Annotated in this window: 17 protein-coding genes and 1 pseudogene; 8 read left to right on the top strand and 10 right to left on the bottom strand. The window is 73.8% G+C overall.

All coding sequences use genetic code 11. From position 1 onward, the window contains the following. Window positions 1–426 precede the first annotated feature (426 nt). On the bottom strand, window positions 427–1,239 hold the full coding sequence (locus SLP03_RS24205; protein WP_319462920.1) for a DUF3097 domain-containing protein: 813 nt from the start codon (window positions 1,237–1,239) through the stop codon (window positions 427–429). Window positions 1,240–1,419: 180 nt separating this feature from the next. On the opposite strand from SLP03_RS24205, the gene SLP03_RS24200 reads away from it, so the two are divergent. After that, a complete protein-coding gene (locus SLP03_RS24200) occupies window positions 1,420–2,214 on the top strand; it encodes a hypothetical protein (RefSeq protein ID WP_319462919.1) in 795 nt (264 codons plus the stop codon). A 10-nt stretch (window positions 2,215–2,224) separates the two neighbouring features. Here SLP03_RS24200 and SLP03_RS24195 read toward each other — a convergent pair whose 3' ends face one another. From SLP03_RS24195 to SLP03_RS24165, 7 genes are all read right to left on the bottom strand, one after another. Next, window positions 2,225–3,004: an HAD-IIA family hydrolase gene (locus tag SLP03_RS24195; RefSeq protein ID WP_319462918.1), complete on the bottom strand. Its 780-nt coding sequence runs from the start codon at window positions 3,002–3,004 to the stop codon at window positions 2,225–2,227. 36 nt (window positions 3,005–3,040) lie between these two features. Beyond that, window positions 3,041–4,072 (bottom strand): ferrochelatase, encoded by a 1,032-nt coding sequence (locus SLP03_RS24190; protein ID WP_319462917.1) that lies wholly within the window; start codon window positions 4,070–4,072, stop codon window positions 3,041–3,043. A gap of 70 nt (window positions 4,073–4,142) precedes the next feature. Continuing rightward, window positions 4,143–4,910: an enoyl-ACP reductase FabI gene (gene fabI / locus SLP03_RS24185; RefSeq protein WP_319462916.1), complete on the bottom strand. Its 768-nt coding sequence runs from the start codon at window positions 4,908–4,910 to the stop codon at window positions 4,143–4,145. Window positions 4,911–4,934: 24 nt separating this feature from the next. After that, on the bottom strand, window positions 4,935–5,639 hold the full coding sequence (locus SLP03_RS24180) for a beta-ketoacyl-ACP reductase (RefSeq protein WP_319462915.1): 705 nt from the start codon (window positions 5,637–5,639) through the stop codon (window positions 4,935–4,937). Between the two features lie 672 nt (window positions 5,640–6,311). Beyond that, the gene (locus tag SLP03_RS24175; protein WP_319462914.1) at window positions 6,312–7,262 is read right to left on the bottom strand and encodes a VWA domain-containing protein; all 951 of its coding nucleotides are present in this window, start codon (window positions 7,260–7,262) and stop codon (window positions 6,312–6,314) included. Further along, window positions 7,259–8,263, bottom strand: coding sequence for a DUF58 domain-containing protein (locus SLP03_RS24170; RefSeq protein ID WP_319462944.1), 1,005 nt, complete (start codon window positions 8,261–8,263; stop codon window positions 7,259–7,261). Before SLP03_RS24170 ends, SLP03_RS24175 begins: the two co-directional genes overlap by 4 nt. Next, a complete protein-coding gene (locus tag SLP03_RS24165; protein WP_319462913.1) occupies window positions 8,242–9,351 on the bottom strand; it encodes a MoxR family ATPase in 1,110 nt (369 codons plus the stop codon). The genes SLP03_RS24170 and SLP03_RS24165 overlap by 22 nt, the downstream gene beginning before the upstream one ends. Window positions 9,352–9,591: 240 nt before the next feature. Here SLP03_RS24165 and SLP03_RS24160 point away from each other — a divergent pair, with 240 nt between their 5' ends. The 4 genes and pseudogenes from SLP03_RS24160 to SLP03_RS24145 form a co-directional block, all read left to right on the top strand. Beyond that, entirely contained in the window at window positions 9,592–9,822 is a 231-nt protein-coding gene (locus SLP03_RS24160; protein WP_319462912.1) for a hypothetical protein, read from the top strand. 22 nt (window positions 9,823–9,844) lie between these two features. Next, complete coding sequence (locus tag SLP03_RS24155) at window positions 9,845–10,372, top strand: PH domain-containing protein (RefSeq protein WP_319462911.1); 528 nt, start codon at window positions 9,845–9,847, stop codon at window positions 10,370–10,372. A gap of 263 nt (window positions 10,373–10,635) precedes the next feature. Beyond that, the gene (locus tag SLP03_RS24150) at window positions 10,636–11,961 is read left to right on the top strand and encodes a PH domain-containing protein (protein ID WP_319462943.1); all 1,326 of its coding nucleotides are present in this window, start codon (window positions 10,636–10,638) and stop codon (window positions 11,959–11,961) included. 143 nt (window positions 11,962–12,104) lie between these two features. Continuing rightward, window positions 12,105–12,983: pseudogene (locus tag SLP03_RS24145) on the top strand (IS701 family transposase); the annotation flags it as partial. A gap of 10 nt (window positions 12,984–12,993) precedes the next feature. Here the strand turns inward: SLP03_RS24145 and SLP03_RS24140 are convergent. Beyond that, window positions 12,994–13,287 (bottom strand): helix-turn-helix transcriptional regulator, encoded by a 294-nt coding sequence (locus SLP03_RS24140; RefSeq protein WP_319462910.1) that lies wholly within the window; start codon window positions 13,285–13,287, stop codon window positions 12,994–12,996. 76 nt (window positions 13,288–13,363) lie between these two features. On the opposite strand from SLP03_RS24140, the gene map reads away from it, so the two are divergent. Beyond that, window positions 13,364–14,182 carry a type I methionyl aminopeptidase gene (map, locus tag SLP03_RS24135; RefSeq protein ID WP_319462909.1) on the top strand — a complete coding sequence of 273 codons (819 nt, stop codon included), beginning with the start codon at window positions 13,364–13,366 and terminating at the stop codon, window positions 14,180–14,182. 452 nt (window positions 14,183–14,634) lie between these two features. On the opposite strand, the gene SLP03_RS24130 is transcribed toward map, so the two are convergent. Beyond that, a complete protein-coding gene (locus SLP03_RS24130; RefSeq protein WP_319462908.1) occupies window positions 14,635–15,732 on the bottom strand; it encodes a phosphatase PAP2 family protein in 1,098 nt (365 codons plus the stop codon). Between the two features lie 284 nt (window positions 15,733–16,016). Between SLP03_RS24130 and SLP03_RS24125 the strand changes: the two genes are divergently transcribed. Next, the gene (locus SLP03_RS24125) at window positions 16,017–16,421 is read left to right on the top strand and encodes a thioesterase family protein (protein ID WP_319462907.1); all 405 of its coding nucleotides are present in this window, start codon (window positions 16,017–16,019) and stop codon (window positions 16,419–16,421) included. Further along, a complete protein-coding gene (locus SLP03_RS24120; protein WP_319462906.1) occupies window positions 16,418–17,248 on the top strand; it encodes an MBL fold metallo-hydrolase in 831 nt (276 codons plus the stop codon). Before SLP03_RS24125 ends, SLP03_RS24120 begins: the two co-directional genes overlap by 4 nt. Window positions 17,249–17,317: the final 69 nt, after the last annotated feature.

Here is a 17,317-nt window from a genome sequence, read left to right as displayed (position 1 = left end):
CGTCTTCACGCCGAGTTGCTCTCGCCCCTGACGAGCTTGAGAGCTCGACGGGCGCGGTCGGTCTTCGCGCGCCGCCCGTACGGACGGGCACACAATGAGGTCAGCATCTCGGTGACGTCGGGCAGCGGGTCATCGTCATGCATCATAGATCATCACCGATTGACCATTGCTGGCGGCACCCGCCCACCCCGGGAGCCCACAACTGGCGAGGCCACAGCTTCCGGCAGCTGCCGTGTCAACGAACATGGCCAACCGAAACACGATCTTGGGGAGGGCCAAGGGGCCCGACCCGCACACCCCCGACCAGGGGCCGACGGCCGCCGTGACCGGCCGAGGGATCAAGCCTGCACGCCCTGAGCCGGGCACGGCGGCCCCGGCCCTCAACCGAAACCACTGAGAGACCGCGACCGACATGCGACCAAGAGATCACTCGGGCGACGTAACGAAGTCGATCAACCGTTCCATCGCGTTGATCAATGGCGTCTCCACGTCGGCGAAGCTGTCGACGCGGGACAGGATGCGCCGCCACATCGCCGCCGGCTCGGACACCCCGAGGGCCGCGCAGACGCCCTCCTTCCAGGGCCGTCCGGGCGGCACCACCGGCCAGGCCGCGATGCCGAGCGCCGCCGGCTTGACCGCCTGCCACACGTCGACGTACGGGTGCCCGGTGACCAGCACGTGCGGTTGGGAGACCCGGGCCACGATCCGGCTCTCCTTTGAGCCGGGCACCAGGTGGTCGACGAGCACGCCGAGCCGGCGGCCCGGGCCGGGGCCGAAGTCCCGGACCTCGGCGTCGAGGGCGTCGATGCCGTCGAGCGGCTCCACCACCACGCCCTCGATCCGCAGGTCGTCGCCCCAGATCCGTTCCACCAGCGCGGCGTCGTGCACGCCCTCGACCCAGATCCGGCTGGCCTTGGCGACCTGCGCGCGCACGTTGTCGACCGCGATCGAACCGGAGGCGGTACGCCGTCGGGTCGCCGGCACCGGGGCGCGGGTCGGCCGGCGCAGCGTGACCGGCTGGCCATCGAGCAGGAAGGCCGCCGGCAGCAGCGGGAAGTTGCGTCGCCGGCCGTGCCGGTCCTCCAGCACCACCGCACCGGCCTCGAAGCCGACCACCGCGCCGCAGAACCCGGAGTCGGCGTCCTCGACCACCAGGTCCGGCTCGGCTTCCACGTCGGGGGTGACCTTCCGCCGTCGCCAGTCCCCCGCCAGCACGTCCTCGCCGTATCGCCCCGCCATGTGGATCACGCTAACCGGCGGTCCGGCGCGCCGCCCGCCGACGCGCCGCCGGTACGCCGGCCGCCCCGGAGACGGACGCCGCAGGCCCACAAAAGGGGGCGAAGAAGGCAGTTCGGGGCAGGCTACGCGGCCGGAGCGGCAGTCGAGACAGGGGCGGCGGCGAGCACGTACCCTTTCGGCATGTCCCTCCCCGCAACGGGCGCGGCCACGCTGGCTCCGCGCCGGTCCAGCCGTTTCGTTGCCTGGGTGCGCGCCTGGCGCGCCGGCCTGGTGCCCTTCGACGAGGTCGCCGACTCCATCGCCGGCGACGAGGAGCACCTGGTCGCGGACGCCCCCGGCACCTGGACCGATGTCCCGCTGCGGGACGCGCTGCCCACCCTGGCCAAGCTCTCCCCCGACGAGATCCGTCTGGTGCTGCCCGCGCCGGGCGACCCGCGCGGGCTGCCCGGCCCCGGCGACTTCGCCGGCGCGGCGCTGCTCGCCGGGGAGGCGGTCATCGCCAGCGGGCTCGGCTTGATCCCGGAGGTGCGCAGCCATACCTCCGGCTCCGGGATGACCTGGGAGACGGTGCTCTGGCGGGTGTACCCGCTGCCCCCCGACGCGCCGGCCGCGTCGCTCGCCACGCCCGGCGCGGCCGAGGCGGAGGCCGAACTGGCCGTCGCCCTCGCCGAGACCACCGCCGCGCTGACCCGCCTCGACGTCGCCCAGTGGCGGCCCGAGCTGGCCGGTGCGCTCGCCGCGCTGCGCCGCCCGGACGGCGCCACCGACCTGCCGCCGGGCTTCGACCCGCGGGCCCGGCGACTCTTCGCCCGGGCCGCCGTGCTGGACCGGGTGCTCGCCCTCGCCGGTCACAGCGCGCCCGGCGGGGCGATCAACAACTACGAGGCGCAGCAGCGTGACGCCGCGCTGCGCCCGCTGACCACCGCCTGCCGGCAGGCGCTGGTCGCCGCCTGCAACGCCCCGCTGCGCCCCTGAGCCCGCGGGCTCAGATCTCGTCGATCAGGTCGGCCACGGAGTCGACGATCCGGGACGGCCGGTAAGGGTACCGCTCCGCCTCGGCGCGGCTGCTGATCCCGGTCAGCACCAGGATGGTCTCCAGCCCCGCCTCCAGCCCGCAGAGGATGTCGGTGTCCATCCGGTCGCCGATCATCGCGGTCGACTCCGAGTGCGCCTCGATGGTGTTCAGCGCCGACCGCATCATCATCGGGTTGGGCTTGCCGACGAAGTACGGGTCCACCCCGGTCGCCTTGGAGATCATCGCCGCCACCGAGCCGGCCGCCGGCATCGCACCCTCCACCGAGGGACCGGTCGCGTCCGGGTTGGTGCAGATGAACCGGGCCCCGTCGTTGATCAGGCGGACCGCCTTGGTGATCGCCTCGAAGCTGTAGGTACGGGTCTCGCCCAGCACCACGTAATCGGGCGCGAAGTCGCTGAGCACGTACCCCACCGCGTGCAGCGCGGTGGTCAGCCCGGCCTCCCCGATCACGTACGCGGTGCCACCCGGCCGCTGGTCGGCCAGGAACTGGGCGGTGGCCAGCGCCGACGACCAGATCGCCTCCTCCGGCACGTCCAGCCCCATCCGGACCAGCCGGGCCTGGAGGTCCCGCGGGGTGTAGATCGAGTTGTTGGTGAGGACCAGGAACGGCTTGCCGGAGGCGCGGAGCCGTTTGATGAACTCGGGCGCTCCGGGCACCGGCTGGCCCTCGTGCACCAGCACGCCGTCCATGTCGGTGAGCCAGCTCTGCACCGGCTTGCGGTCATGCATGTGTCGTCCCAAGGGGTTGTCGGGGGTCGGTCGGGCTCAGGGACGGCGGGTGGCGGGCACGCAGCACGGCGTCGGGCAGGTGTCCCACATCGGCAGCTCGCCGAGGCGGCGGCGCAGCCGCTCCCCGTCCGGCGCGGTGCGCTCGGTGACCAGCTCGCGGACCATCGCCACGAAGCGCGGGTCGGTGCCCGGGGTGCCGGCCCGCACGAAGTCCAGGCCGAGTTGCTTGGCCGTGTCCAGCGCCTCGGTGTCGAGGTCCCAGACCACCTCGAGATGGTCGGAGACGAAACCGATCGGACTGACCACCACGCCGGTGACGCCGGACTCGGCGAGGCCGGCCAGGTGGTCGTTGATGTCCGGCTCCAGCCACGGCACCTGCGGCGGGCCGGACCGGCTCTGCCACACCAGGTCGTACGGCAGGTCCGGGGCGGCGGCCGCGTGCACCAGCCGGGCGGTCTCCTCGAGCTGCGCGGTGTACCGGCCGCCGTTCGGGCCGGCGGTGGCGGCCATCGACGACGGGATCGAGTGCGCGGTGAAGACCAGCCGGGTGGTGTCCCGGGTCGCGGGGTCGAGCTGGGCCAGCGCGGAGCGCACCGCGTCGGCGTGCGGCTCGACGAAGCCGGGGTGGTCCCAGAACTGGCGCAGCTTCTCGATCACCGGGGCGTCCGTGCCGACCGCCGCCCGCGCGGCGGCGATGTCCTCCTGGTACTGCCGGCAGGACGAGTAGCCGCCGTACGCGCTGGTGACGAAGGCGAGCGCCCGCTGGACGCCGTCGTCGCGCATCTGCGCCACGGTGTCGGCGAGCATCGGGTCCCAGTTCCGGTTGCCCCAGTAGACCGGCAGGTCGACGCCGTTGGCGGCGAAGTCCTCCCGGATCGCGACGACCAGCTCCCGGCATTGCTGGTTGATCGGGGAGACCCCGCCGAAGTGCAGGTAGTGCTCGGCGACCTCCGCCAGCCGCTCCGGCGGCACGCCCCGCCCCCGGGTCACGTTCTGCAGGAAGGGCAGCACGTCATCGGGCCGCTCCGGGCCGCCGAAGGAGACCAGCACCAACGCGTCGTACGCCATGGCGCCATTCTCCCCCGACGGCCGTGACGGCCCGACGACCGCCCCGGGACGGTCGGGTTTCGACCCTGTCTCAGGCGCCGATCGCGTGGTAGCCGCCATCGACGTGGACGATCTCACCGGTGGTGGCCGGGAACCAGTCGGAGAGCAGCGCCAGGCAGGCGCGGGCGGCCGGCTCCTGGTCGGTGAGGCTCCAGCCCAGCGGGGCGCGCTCGGTCCAGGCGTCCTCGAACTGGTCGAAGCCGGGGATGGACTTCGCCGCGATGGTGCGCAGCGGCCCGGCCGCCACCAGGTTGCTGCGGATGCCCTGCTTGCCCAGGTGCAGCGCCAGGTAGCGGGAGGCGGACTCCAGCCCGGCCTTGGCCACGCCCATCCAGTCGTAGACCGGCCAGGCCTTGGTGGCGTCGAAGGTGAGGCCGACCACCGCGCCGCCCGCGGACATCAGCGGCAGCGCCGCCATGGCCAGGGACTTGTAGGAGTACGTGGAGACCTGCAGCGCGGTCGCCACGTCCTCCCAGGGGGCGTCGAGGAAGCCGCCGCCGAGGCAGCTCTGCGGGGCGAAGCCGATCGAGTGCACCACCCCGTCCAGGCCGTCGACGTGCTCGCGCACCTTGTCGGCGAGGCCCGCGAGCTGCTCCGGGTTGGTCACGTCGAGCTCGATCACCGGGGCCGGCTCGGGCAGCCGCTTGGCGATCCGCTCGACCAGGGAGAGCCGGCCGAAGCCGGTGAGCACGACCTGGGCGCCGTTCTCCTGGGCGAGCTTCGCCACCGAGAAGGCGATCGAGGCGTCGGTGATGACGCCGGTGACCAGCAGCCGCTTACCGGCGAGCAGTCCAGACATGTGAAGACCTTCCTCCGTACGTTCTCAGTGGCCCATGCCCAGGCCGCCATCGACCGGGATGACGGCGCCGGAGATGTAGCCGGCCGCGTCCGAGGCCAGCCAGGCGACCACGCCCGCGACCTCGTCCGGCTCGGCGAACCGGCCGGCCGGGATGGCCTTGCGGTACTCGGCGCGGCGCTCCTCGGGCAGGGCGGCGGTCATGTCGGTGGCGATGAAGCCGGGCGCGACCACGTTCGCGGTGATGTTGCGGCTGCCCAGCTCCCGGGTGATCGAGCGGGCCATGCCCACCAGGCCGGCCTTGCTGGCCGCGTAGTTGACCTGGCCGGCGCCGCCGTAGAGGCCGACCACCGAGGAGATGAAGATCATCCGGCCCCACTTCGCCCGGAGCATCTTGGCCGAGGCCCGCTTGGCGCAGCGGAACGCGCCGGTCAGGTTGGTGTCCAACACCCCGGTGAACTGCTCCTCGGACATCCGCAGCAGCAGGGTGTCGTCGGTGATGCCGGCGTTGGCGACCAGCACCTCGACCGGGCCCAGCTCGGCCTCGACGGCGGCGAAGCCCGCGTCGACGGAGGCGGAGTCGGTGACGTCGCACCGCACGCCGAACAGGCCCGCGGGCGCATCGCCGCTGCGGTGGGTGACCGCCACCCGGTCGCCCTGCTTGGCGAAGGCCTGCGCGATGGCCAGGCCGATACCCCGGTTGCCGCCGGTCACCAGCACGGTACGGGCCACGGGTCCCCCTCTGCTCAGCTGATCTCTGCGTCGGTCGGAGCCTAGGGGTTACCGGTAGGTAAGCGCTAACGGCCGGCACGTCTCCCCTGGGTACGCGGTTGCCCCGGCGGTCGTCCCGACGGACCGGGCCGGAGCCGGCTGACCCTACCGGTGGGGCCGGTGGGGGCCGGTCGGCCGAGTGCGGCGCCGCGGTGCGGCGGTGTAACATGATCGGCGTTTGCGGGCGGTGAATCGCCCGCGCTCCGGGCTCCGCCGACCGCAGGAGGTGATCGCTGTGCGAGATAGCGATCCTCCCAGTCGTGGCCGGGCCGAACGTCAGCCCCGCTGAGCCACGACTCAGTCAGGTGAGCTGACCCAGCTCCCGCTCCCCCCGCGTGACCCTCGGCCCCGGGCCGGGGTGACCGTGCTGCGCCGCCCCGACCCGGGCCGGCCGTGGGTGAGCCCCCCGGTCGCGACTTCGTGTGTGCGTCCTGCCTACTCCTGCGGTCCCGTCGCGGACCGTCCAGTCGCCACCGGAGCCTGTCCATGAGCCGTTACGTCGCCCCGCTGGGCTTCACCCTCGCCGCCGTCTGGGTGGCCGTCCTCTTCGTCCTGGCCGGCGGCGGTCACTGACCACCGCCGGCCGTCGGCGGCGGTCGCCCACCGCCGCGGACCGCTGGTCGCCGCGCCCGGTCAGAGCAGCCGGGAGGACCAGAGCAGGCTCAGCGCACCCGCGCAGAGAGCAAGCAGCAGCGCGATCCCCGCGTACCACTGGGTGATCTCCCGCGGCTCGGTCCGGAAGCCGATCGAGCTGCCCATGTCCTGGTAGACCTGCTTCAGCTCGCTCACCGAGGCGGCCTCGTAGAAGTACCCCTCGGTGGTCTCCGCGAGCTGCGCGAGGGCCATCCGGTCCACCGGCACCCGCTGGGGCTGGCCACCGATGTCCACCTGCCCCGAGTCGGTGCCGAACGCGATCGTGGAGACCGGGACGTTCGCGGCCTGGGCCGCCGCGGCGGCCTCCTCCACCGACCGCCCCGACGTGCGGTACCCGTCGGAGAGCAGCACGATCCGGGCCGGCGGGATGCCCGCCGCGCCGTCGGCCGGCACCGAACGGATGGCCTCCAGGCAGGTGAAGACCGCCTCCCCGGTGGCGGTCGACTCGGCCAGCACCAGCCCGTCGATGGCGGTGGTCACCGCCTCCCGGTCCTTGGTCGGCGAGACCAGCACGTTCGCCGACTTGGCGAAGGAGACCAACCCGAGGTTGTAGTTCTCCGGCAGCTCGCCGACGAACTGCTTGGCCGCCTCCTGAGCGGCCTCCAGCCGGTTCGGCGCCACGTCGTCGGCCTGCATGGAGAGCGACACGTCGATGGCGAGCATGACGGTGGCCCGCTCCAGCGGCTCCTTGGTGTCCATCGCCGGCCGGGCCAGCGCGGTGGCCAGCACGAGCAGGCAGAGCAGGAACGCGGTGGCCGCCGCGTGCCGCCGCCAGCCCAGCCCCTTCGGCGCGAGGGTCCGCAGCAGGTCCACATTGGTGAACCGCATCGCGTACGCCCGACGGTGCAGCTGCCGCCAGACGTACGCGGCGGCCAGGGCGAGCACCGGCAGCACGGCCAGCAGCCACCATGGTTGCAGAAAACGGATCATCGTGTCGTCCCTCGGGTGCGGGCGTGCCGCTGCGCGGCCACGAAACGCACCATGTCCAGCAGCCAGTCTCGGTCCGTACGCAACCGCAGGTGGGCCGCGCCCGCGGCGCGCAGCTCCGTGGCGATCGCCGCCCGCTGGGCGGCGGCCGCGTCGGCGTACCGGCGGCGCAGCCGCGGGTCGGCGGTCTGCACCTCGTGCAGCTCCCCCGTCTCGGGGTCGACGACGGGCAGCACCCCCACGTCGGGCAGCTCCAGCTCGCGCGGGTCCACCACCTCGATCGCCAGCACGTCGTGCCGGACCCGCAGCTTACGGATCGGCCGGCCCCACTGCTGCGGGGGCGCCAGGAAGTCCGAGATGACCACCGCCACCCCGCGCCGGCGCGGCGGCCGGTTGAGCATGTCGACCAGCGCGCCGAGATCGCTGCGCCCGGGCCGGATCTCGGCCCCGGCGATCGCCCGGAGCAGACCCTGCGCCTCCTTGCGGCCGGCCCGGGCGGGCAGTCGGAGCAGGGTCCCCGGCCCGGTCGCCGGGGGCGCGTCCCGCCACCGGCCGGCCCGCGCGGGCGCCGGGGCGCCGGTGCCGACCACGGCCCCGATCCGGTTGCCCCCGCGGACCGTCAGGTGGGCCAGGGCGGCCGCCGCGGCGACCACCACGTCGCGCTTGAGCCACCGGCCGGTGCCGAAGTCCAGGCTCGCCGAGAGGTCCACCGCCAGCCACGTCTCCAGCTCCCGGTCGGCCACCGTACGCCGAACGTGCGGCATCGTGGTCCGCGCGGTGACCGGCCAGTCCATCCGGCGTACGTCGTCGCCGGGGCGGTACTCGCGGGACTCCCCCGCCTCGCTGCCCGGTCCGGGCAGCAGTCCGGCGTAGTCGCCCTGGAGCAGGCCGTCGAGCTTGCGGGTGACCAGCAGTTGCAACCGGGACAGCACCGCGCCGCTGCGCTCCGCGCCGGCCCCGGCCGGCAGGTGGGTGGGTGGGGTCACGGCCGCTGCCCGGGCCAGCCCGCGCCGGCCGGGGCGCCCGGTGGCGGCGGAGTGGCCTGCTGCCGGGGCGCGACGGCGGGTAGCGGGATGGTGGACATCACCCGGTGTACGACGTGGTCGGCGGAGACCTCGTCGGCGAGCGCGTCGTAGCTGAGCACCAGCCGGTGGCGCAGGATGTCCGGGGCGATGTCCTGCACGTCCTGGGGCAGGGCGTAGTCCCGGCCGCGCAGCAGCGCCAGCGCCCGGGTCGCCCGAACCAGCCCGAGCGAGGCGCGCGGACTGGCGCCGTACTGGATGAGCTGCGCGACGTCCGGCATGCCGTGCTCGGCCGGGGCGCGGGTGGCCAGCACCAGCCGGACCGCGTAGTCCACCAGCGCGTTGTGGACGAAGACCTGGTCGGCCTTGCGCTGAAGGGCGATCAGGTCGGGGGTGCTGAACACCGGCGTCGGCTCGGGCGGGGCGACGCCCATCCGGTAGACGATCTCCCGCTCCTCGGCGTCGGTCGGGTAGCCCACCACGATCTTCATCAGGAAGCGGTCGCGCTGTGCCTCCGGCAGGGGATAGACGCCTTCCTGCTCGATCGGGTTCTGCGTCGCCATCACCACGAACGGGTCGGGCACCCGGTGGGTCTCGCCGCCGATCGAGACCTGCCGCTCGCTCATCACCTCCAGCAACGCCGACTGCACCTTGGCCGGCGACCGGTTGATCTCGTCGGCCAGCAGGAAGTTCACGAAGACCGGACCCAGCTCGACGTCGAACTTCTCGCTGGACTGGCGGTAGATCCGGGTGCCCATGATGTCGGCCGGCACCAGGTCGGGGGTGAACTGGATCCGGGCGAAGGAACCGCCCACCACCTTGGCGAGGGTCTCCACGGCGAGGGTCTTCGCCACCCCGGGCACCCCCTCGAGCAGGCAGTGCCCCCGGGAGAGCAGGGCGACGAACATCCGCTCGACCATCCGGTCCTGACCGACGATCACCCGCTTGATCTCGAACAGGGCGCGTTCCAGCAGGGTGGCGTCCTCGGCCGGGGTCGTGATGACCGGCGGCGGCGCGTCCGGCAGGGCCTCGGTCGGGGTCGGGGCGTCGGGCGTGGTCGGCTGGGCCACCGGTCCTCCACAGCATGATCGGTCCTCGCGGCATGGTGCGCATCAAGACTGTCATGCCCGGCTGAGAGCCGAGGGTGGGAGAGGACGATTTTCGCCACGCCGTCCCGTGGCCCGGAAAACCCTGAACACGGGTGGACAGAGAGGGGTACGGCGTGTGTACGATTCACCCCGTCGCCGGGCGGCTCCCCCCGTGGCCGCCCGGCGCTAAAACTTCCCGGTGCGCAGCCTAGACTCGCCCGGATGACCACTCCCCGCCCTGCCGACGAGACGCCGATCTGCTCGGCACGCGGTTGTCGCGCTCCCGCCGTCTGGGCACTGCGCTGGAACAATCCCCGCCTGCACGACCCCGACCGGCGCAAGACCTGGCTGGCCTGTCCCGAGCACCGCGAATCACTCGGCGCGTTTCTCGACGCGCGTGGCTTCCTGCGCGAGGTGGCGGCCGTGGCCGAATCGCCTACGCTCGAAGGGTGAGCGAGCGCAGCGGATCATCCCGGTGAACGGTGACGACCTCGCCGGGGCGCCATCGGCCCCGGCCGGCCCGCTGGAGCCGTGGCCGGACACCGTCCGCTGGCAGCCGATCTCCCGCGACCTGATCTGGGTGGAGCTGATCCGGCTCGGCGTGCTGGTGGCCGTCCTGCTGATCGGGCTCGGCCTCGGCTGGGCGTTCAGCGGGCACTGGCTCCTCGGCGCCGCCCTCGGCGTGGTCGTCCTGCTGACCGGCTGGCGGGCGGTCACCATCGTCCGGGCGGTGCACGCCTGGGGGTACGCCGAGCGGGAGAACGACCTGCTGGTCCGGCACGGGCTGCTGGTCCGGCGGCTCTCCATCGTCCCGTACTCGCGGATGCAGTTCGTCGACGTCACCGCCGGGCCGCTGGAGCGGGCGTTCGACCTGGCCACCGTGCAGCTGCACACGGCCGCGGCGGCGAGCGACGCCCGGGTGCCCGGGCTGCGGCCGGCGGAAGCCTCCCGGCTGCGCGACCGGCTGACGGCGCTCGGCGAGGACCGGGCGGAGGGCCTGTGAGCGACGGTCCGGCCGACCCGCGGCCCGACGCGCCGCGACCCCCGGGCCCCGAGCAGACCCCGCCGCCCGCCGGCCCCACCTGGCCACCCTCGCCGCACGCGCCGCGACCCGCCCACGAACCCGCCCAGCCGCCCTGGCCGACCGGACCACCCGGCGCCCCCGGCCCGGCCCACTGGCCGGCCGCGCCGCAGCTCGGGGCGGCAGCGCCGGGGACGGCCGGGCAGAGCTGGCCCGGGGGGTACGGCTGGTCGGGGGCGCCCGGCATCGCTCCCCCGCCCGGCGAGGAGCCCCGGCAGCGGCTGCATCCGCTGAGTCCCGCGCTGCACGGCGCCAAGTCGCTGGTGGTGGTGATCGCCGGCCTGTCCTGGTCCACGCTCTCCCGGGTGGGCTTCGGCTGGTTCGCCGCGATGGCCGCGGTGCTCGCCCTCGGCGCCACCGTGCTGGCCGTGATCAGCTGGTACAACACCGGGTACCACATCGTGGGCCGGGAGCTGCGGGTGCACGAGGGGCTGATCTGGCGGCGTACCCGGGCCATCCCGCTGGAACGGCTGCAGGCCGTCGAGGTGGTCCGGCCGCTGCTGGCCCAGCTCACCGGGCTGGCGGAGCTGCGCCTGGAGGTGGTGGGCGGGGGCAAGACCGAGGCGCCGCTGGCGTACCTGGGAGTGGCCGAGGCGGCCGCGCTGCGCCAGCGCCTGCTCGCCGTCGCCGGCCGCGCGCCGGAGGGCGTCGCGCCACCCGCCGCCGGGGAGGCCGCGGCGCCGGCCGGGCGCAGGCTGCACGCGGTACGCAACAGGGACCTGCTGGTCAGCCAGCTGCTCACCCCGCAGGCGTTCCTGCTGCCGGTCGGCGTGGCCTTCGTGGTGGCGCAGTTCCTCTCCGAGGGTTCCTGGTCCTTCATCGCGGTCGCCAGCACGCTGACCGCGATGGCGGGCGTCCTGCTGCAACCCGTCCGCCGGGTCCTCGACGACTGGGGCTTCCGGCTGGACCGGGACGGCGACACGCTGCGGATCCGCAACGGGCTGCTGGAGACCCGGGCGCAGACGGTGCCGCTGCACCGGGTGCAGACCGTCGGGGTGACCTGGCCGCTGCTGTGGCGGATGAAGGGCTGGCTGCGGCTGCGGCTGGAGGTGGCCGGCTACTCGGCCGCCGAGCCGGACGACCGGAACCGCCCGGACCGGCTGCTGCCCGTCGGCGACCTGCGCACCGGCGAGCTGGTGGTCGCGGAGGTCCTGCCCGGCGTACGCGTCACCGCTCTGCCGCTGACCCGGCCGCCACGGCGGGCCCGCTGGCTGCGCCCGCTGAGCCGGTCGGCGATCGGCGCCGGCCTCGACGACCGCGTCTTCGCCGCCCGCTCCGGCCTGCTCACCCGGCAGCTGGCACTCGTCCCGTACGCCCGGATTCAGAGCGTGCGGGTGACGCAGGGGCCGGCGCAGCGGCGGCTGCGGTTGGCCACCGTGCACGCGGACACGGCCGGCGGGGCCGGCGCGGCCGCGCACGACCGGGACGTGGCCGAGGCGTGGGAGCTGGCCGCGGAGCTGACCGCGCGGGCGCACGCCGCCCGCCACGCCGACGGAGGCGCGCGGCACTAGTGCGGTCTCGCGCAGGCTGAGCGGTTGCCCGAACGCGGCAGCCAGCACGGCAAGGAGTACGGCAAGGTCTTCCCCGGTCTGTCCGTGGGCGCTGTCCGTGGCCGGTGCGGCCGACGGCGGCGGGCCGCTGGGCCTTCAGGCCTGCCTCACCACTCGGGCACACGCTGGTCGACGTCGCCCTCTATCTGCCGAAATCCTGGACCGAGGATCCCGCACGCCGCGCTGAGGCCGGGGTGCCCGACACCGTCGGGTTCGCCACGAAACCGCAGCTGGCGCGACGGCTGGTCGAAACCGCCCTCGCCGACGGCTTGCCCTGCAGGTGGGTCGCCGGCGACGAAGCCTACGGCGGTGACCCACACCTGGCCGCCGCGTTGCGCGGGAACCGGCTCGGCTACGTCCTCGCGGTCGCCTGCTCGCACCGCGTGCCGACCGGTCTCGGCATCCAGCGGACCGACCAGATCGCCGCCGGCCTGCCGAAACAGGCATGGCAGCGAGTCTCTGCCGGCAACGGGGCGAAAGGCTACCGCTACTACGACTGGGCGTTCATCACCCTGCTGCAGGCCACCGACGAGCACGCAGGTCATCACTGGCTGCTGATCCGCCGCAACCGCACCACCGGTGAGCTGGCGTTCTACCTCTGCTGGTCACCCGAACCCGTCCCGTTGCACCACCTGGTCGCCGTCGCCGGGCGTCGTTGGAGCATCGAAGAGTCGTTCCAAGCCACGAAGACCGGCCGCGGTCTCGACCAGCACCAGCACCGCCGCTGGAAAGCCTGGCACCGCTGGACCCACCCTGGTCATCGCCGCCCACGCGTTCCTCGCCGCCGCAACAACCGTCACCACCAGCAGCCCGGACGGCCTGATCGCGATCACTGTCAACGAACTACGCCGGCTCTTCCACGCCCTGATCATCGACCGGCACGGCGGGCCGCCGACGTCATCGCCTGGTCCCTCTTCCGACGCAGGCATCAAGCCGCCGCCAAGACCAGCCATTACACCCGGCAAGCCCTCCCGGAACCCTAAAACGGATCTCCTACTGAAGTACTTGGGCGGCTGGTCTCCAGGACGCCTGGCGGATGGGCATGTCGGCCAGCCAGACGTCGGCCAGGTCGCTGAGGGGGACGTCGAGGGCCTGGCTGAGGCAGACCACAGAGCCGAACGCCGGTGCGGGAAGGCGACCCGCCTCGATCTTGCGCAGCGTCTCGGGGGAGATGCCGGCTGCCAGGGCCACCTCGACGAGGCTGCGGCCGGCCCGCGCGGCCCGGAGGGCGGCTCCGAGGCGCTGGCCCGCTGCGATCTGTTCGGCGGTGAGTGGTTGGCGAACCATGCCAGCAGGATATCCCTCCGGAGCATCCCCGACCTGGCGTGGTATAAAAATACCGCATACGGAGAGGGAGGCTGTCGTGATCGAGCTCAAGTCCGCCGAGGAGATCGGCCGGATGGCGGTGACCGGCCAGTTCGTCGGCGAGCTGCTCGCCGAGCTGAGCGGTGTCGCCGCAGTCGGCGTCAACCTGATAGACCTCGAACACCACGCCCGCCGCCGGCTCAAGGAACGCGGCGCCGAATCCTGCTACTGGGACTACGCCCCTTCGTTCGGCCGCGGCCCGTTCCGCAACGTGCTGTGCCTGTCGGTCAACGACGCGGTGCTGCACGGCCTGCCGCACGACTATGTTTTGCGGGACGGTGACCTGCTCAGCATCGACACGGCGGCCAGCATCGACGGCTGGGTCGCCGACTCCGCGCTCTCCGTCATCGTCGGCACCCCCGACCCGGCCGACCTGAAGCTGATCGAGGCCACCGAGGTCGCACTGGAGGCCGGCATCACCGCCGCCCAGCCCGGCGGCCGCCTCGGCGACATCTCCGCCGCGATCGGCGAGGTCGCCCACTCCTACGGCTACGGCGTCAACGCCGAGTTCGGCGGCCACGGCATCGGCCGCACCATGCACGAGGCCCCGCACGTCTCCAACAACGGCCGCGCCCGCCGCGGCATGAAACTCGACCCCGGCCTCACCATCGCCATCGAGCCCTGGTTCTGCCGCTCCACCGACAAAATCAAGTTCGACAACGACGGGTGGACGATCCGCTCCGCCGACGGCTCCCGCACCGCCCACTCCGAACACACAGTCGCCATCACGGCTTCCGGCCCCCAGGTCCTGACCCGCCTCCCCACTCACGGCGCCACCTCGGCCGATCCCACCAAAAAGCCCGCCTCAGCCTCCTGACCCACTGCCCGCCTTGGGGCGTGACTCAGGGCGTTTCGGGGATGGGGCCTGCCGCAGCTTCCTGAGCAAGTCCCAGCCGCACGCCTCAGCCCACCGCTCAGGCATGCGTGCCGTCCGGCTGGCCCCTTCAGCGGCCAGCTGTTGAGGCAGGTCGTCGCGCGGCCGTTTGCTTCCCTCTCGGCCGGCATCTCGGCCGCCCACTTCGAGCAGGCAACGCCACACGCGCGGTGCGATGCACGACCCGCGGGGCGGCCGGATCCCGACGACGAGGCACGAACCGAAGCCAACACCACCCCTACGACACTGTCCCCAACCCCAACCAACCCGGCCAACGCTTGTGGTCAGAGCACTAGCCGGGCCGTGGCGGCACCCGGCGCGACCGGTGCCGCCAGCGGCCGACTGCCCGGCGCGGCCCGGCCGAGGCGCGGGGCGGCCCGGCCGACGGCGACCGGTCAGCGGTCGGCCGGTACCGCCGAGGGGTCGGCAACGGGTGTCCGTTCCGCTCCCCAACCGGCGCCGAGGGTTGCCCGGTCCGCCGCCGGGCCGTTCGTGAGCGCCACCCGGTCCGGTTCCGCGGCCGACGGCGGGCATTCCGCGCGCCGGGCCCGGCGGGCCGCCCACCAGCGTTCGGCCAGGCCGACGACGAGGAAGGTCATCCCGACGTACGCCCAGCCGACCAACACATCGATCATGTAGTGCTCACCGCTGTAGACCAGGGTGAAGGTCATCGCCAGCGGGTACGCCAGCAGCAGCGGCCACCAGCGCCGCCGGGTGGAACCGAGGAAGAACAGCACCACGAAGAGGGCGAACGCGGTGTGCAGGGAGGGCATCGCGGCCACCGGGTTGGCGGCGACCTGCCCGGCGTTGAGCACGTTGCCGGCGCCGTGCATGCCGAACGCCTTCCAGCCCCGGGTGGAGATCCGGGCGACCTCGGTGAGCAGGCCGTTCTGCCCGGCCCACCAGGGCGGCGCGGCCGGGTAGAGGAAGTAGGTGACCAGGCCGGCGGCGCAGAGGAACCCCCAGCGCCGCATGTACGCGGCCCAGCGCTTCCGGTCGCGTAGCCAGAGCACCGCGGCGGCGGCCAGGGTCACCACGAAGTGGGAGAAGTAGACCCAGCTGACCAGCACGTCCCACCAGTGCACCCCGGGCCGGTAGAGGTGCTGCTGCAGCCAGACGGTGGGCACCTCGCCGCCGGTGGCCCAGCCGAACAGGAAGCGGTCCGCGACGATCAGCTCCATCGCGTGCGGCGTCTCCCCGTTGTCCGCGAACCCCCGGGTGAGGTTGTACCCGGCGAGCAGCAGCACCACCGGGATCCAGTCCCGGGCGAACCGCAGGTGGCTGCGCCACGGCCGGGCGGAATTCCAGGCGACGGTGGCCGCCCAGATCCAGAGGAAGGCGTACGCCGGGTCGGTGGGCAGGCCGATGGCGAACCAGCCGGCCACGAACGCCACCGCCCAGATCGCCATGGCGACGACACGGCGACGCCCGCCGTCGGGCGACGCGGCCGGGCCGGTCCGGGCGGGGGGCTGGGGATCTGTCACGACTGCCATCGCGGTCAAGGTTAACGGCGGCCGACGGATGCGCCGACGCCGACCACCTGCCGGCGCCCGGCCCGGGCGGCGACCGGCGCGTTCACCCGCGTCGGTCGGGCCCGCCCGCGGCGCCGTGGTTCCGGACGCCCGGGTCGACGGCCGGCCCCCGGGACCGGTACGGCCGACCCGGCGGCGGTCCCGCCGGCAACCCGGCGGTCGATCTCGCCGATGGCCGCGCCGGGGCAGCCACCGGTTGTCGCCCGGCGTCGCCCGGACGGCGGGCGAGCCCCTCCGCTGAAGCCATGCACGAGCCGCCGGAGCCCTCCTTCGCGCCGGGCCTGACCGCCCGGGTCGAGCTGACCGTCACCGACGCCGACACCGCGCAGGCGGTGGGCTCCGGGGACGTGCCGGTGCTCGGCACCCCCCGGGTGCTGGCCCTGGCCGAGGCGGCGACCGTGGCCGCGACCGCCACCCGGATGCCGGCCGGGCAGACCACCGTCGGGCTGCGGGTCGAGCTGGATCACCGGGCCCCCACGCCGGTCGGCCGGACGGTGGTCGCGCAGGCCCGCCTCGCCAAGGTCGACGGTCGACGAGTGGTGTTCGAGGTGACCGTCGCCGACGACGGGGAGACCGTGGCCGAGGGGCGGATCGAGCGGGTGCTGGTCGACCGGCAGCGCTTCGTCGAGCGCGCCTCGCGGGCGTCATGACCGGCCGCTTCGTCGAGGTCGCCGACGGCGTCCACGTGCTGCGGGAGCCGCTGCTCCGGGTGAACGTGACGCTGGTGGTCGGTGACGACGCGGCACTGCTGGTCGACACCCTCTCCACCGCGGGTCAGGCCCGCGACCTGGCCGTCGCGGCCCGGGCGGTCACCCCGCACCCGTGGATCGTGGTCAACACCCACCACCACTTCGACCACTGCTTCGGCAACGCCACCCTGGCCGCCGACCCGTCCCGCCCGGTGTACGCGCACGAGCTGGCCGCCGCGGCGCTGCGCGAACGCCCCGACGAGCTGCGCCGGGCCGCGTACGAGGAGATGCGCGAGGAGCGGCCGGCGCTCGCCGCCGAGCTGGCCGACACGGTGCTGCTCGCCCCGACGCACACGGTGCACACCGAGACGGTGCTGGACGTCGGCGGCCGGCGGGTGGTGCTGCGCCACCCGGGGCACGGGCACACCGACGCCGACCTGGTGGTGCACGTACCCGACGCGGACGTGCTGGTCGCCGGTGACCTGGTGGAGCAGAGCGGGCCGCCGGCCTTCGAGGAGTCGTACCCGCTGCAGTGGCCGGACGCGGTCGCCGACCTGCTCCGGCTCGCCACCCCCGCGACGGTGGTGGTGCCCGGGCACGGCGACCTGGTCGACGTCGAGTTCGTCCGCGCCCAGCACGCCCAGCTCGTCGAGCAGGCCTGGATGATCCGCGCCGGAAACACCGGCAGCGCCCCGCCCGAGCGGGTGGCCGCGGAGTCCCCGTTCGGCGCCCGCCCCGGCCTGATCGCCGCCCGCCGCGGCTACGCCGAACTAGACGGCACCCCCTAACCCCCCCCCCACCCCCGTCACACCCCCACCCCGCCCGCGATCTTGCGGTTTGGGCCGGGGCGTGGGGTC

The organism is Micromonospora sp. RTP1Z1 (assembly GCF_033804685.1).
Classification (GTDB): Bacteria; Actinomycetota; Actinomycetes; order Mycobacteriales; family Micromonosporaceae; genus Micromonospora.
Note: the sequence above shows the minus strand (reverse complement) of the source record. Positions and strands in the feature narration are given on the sequence as shown.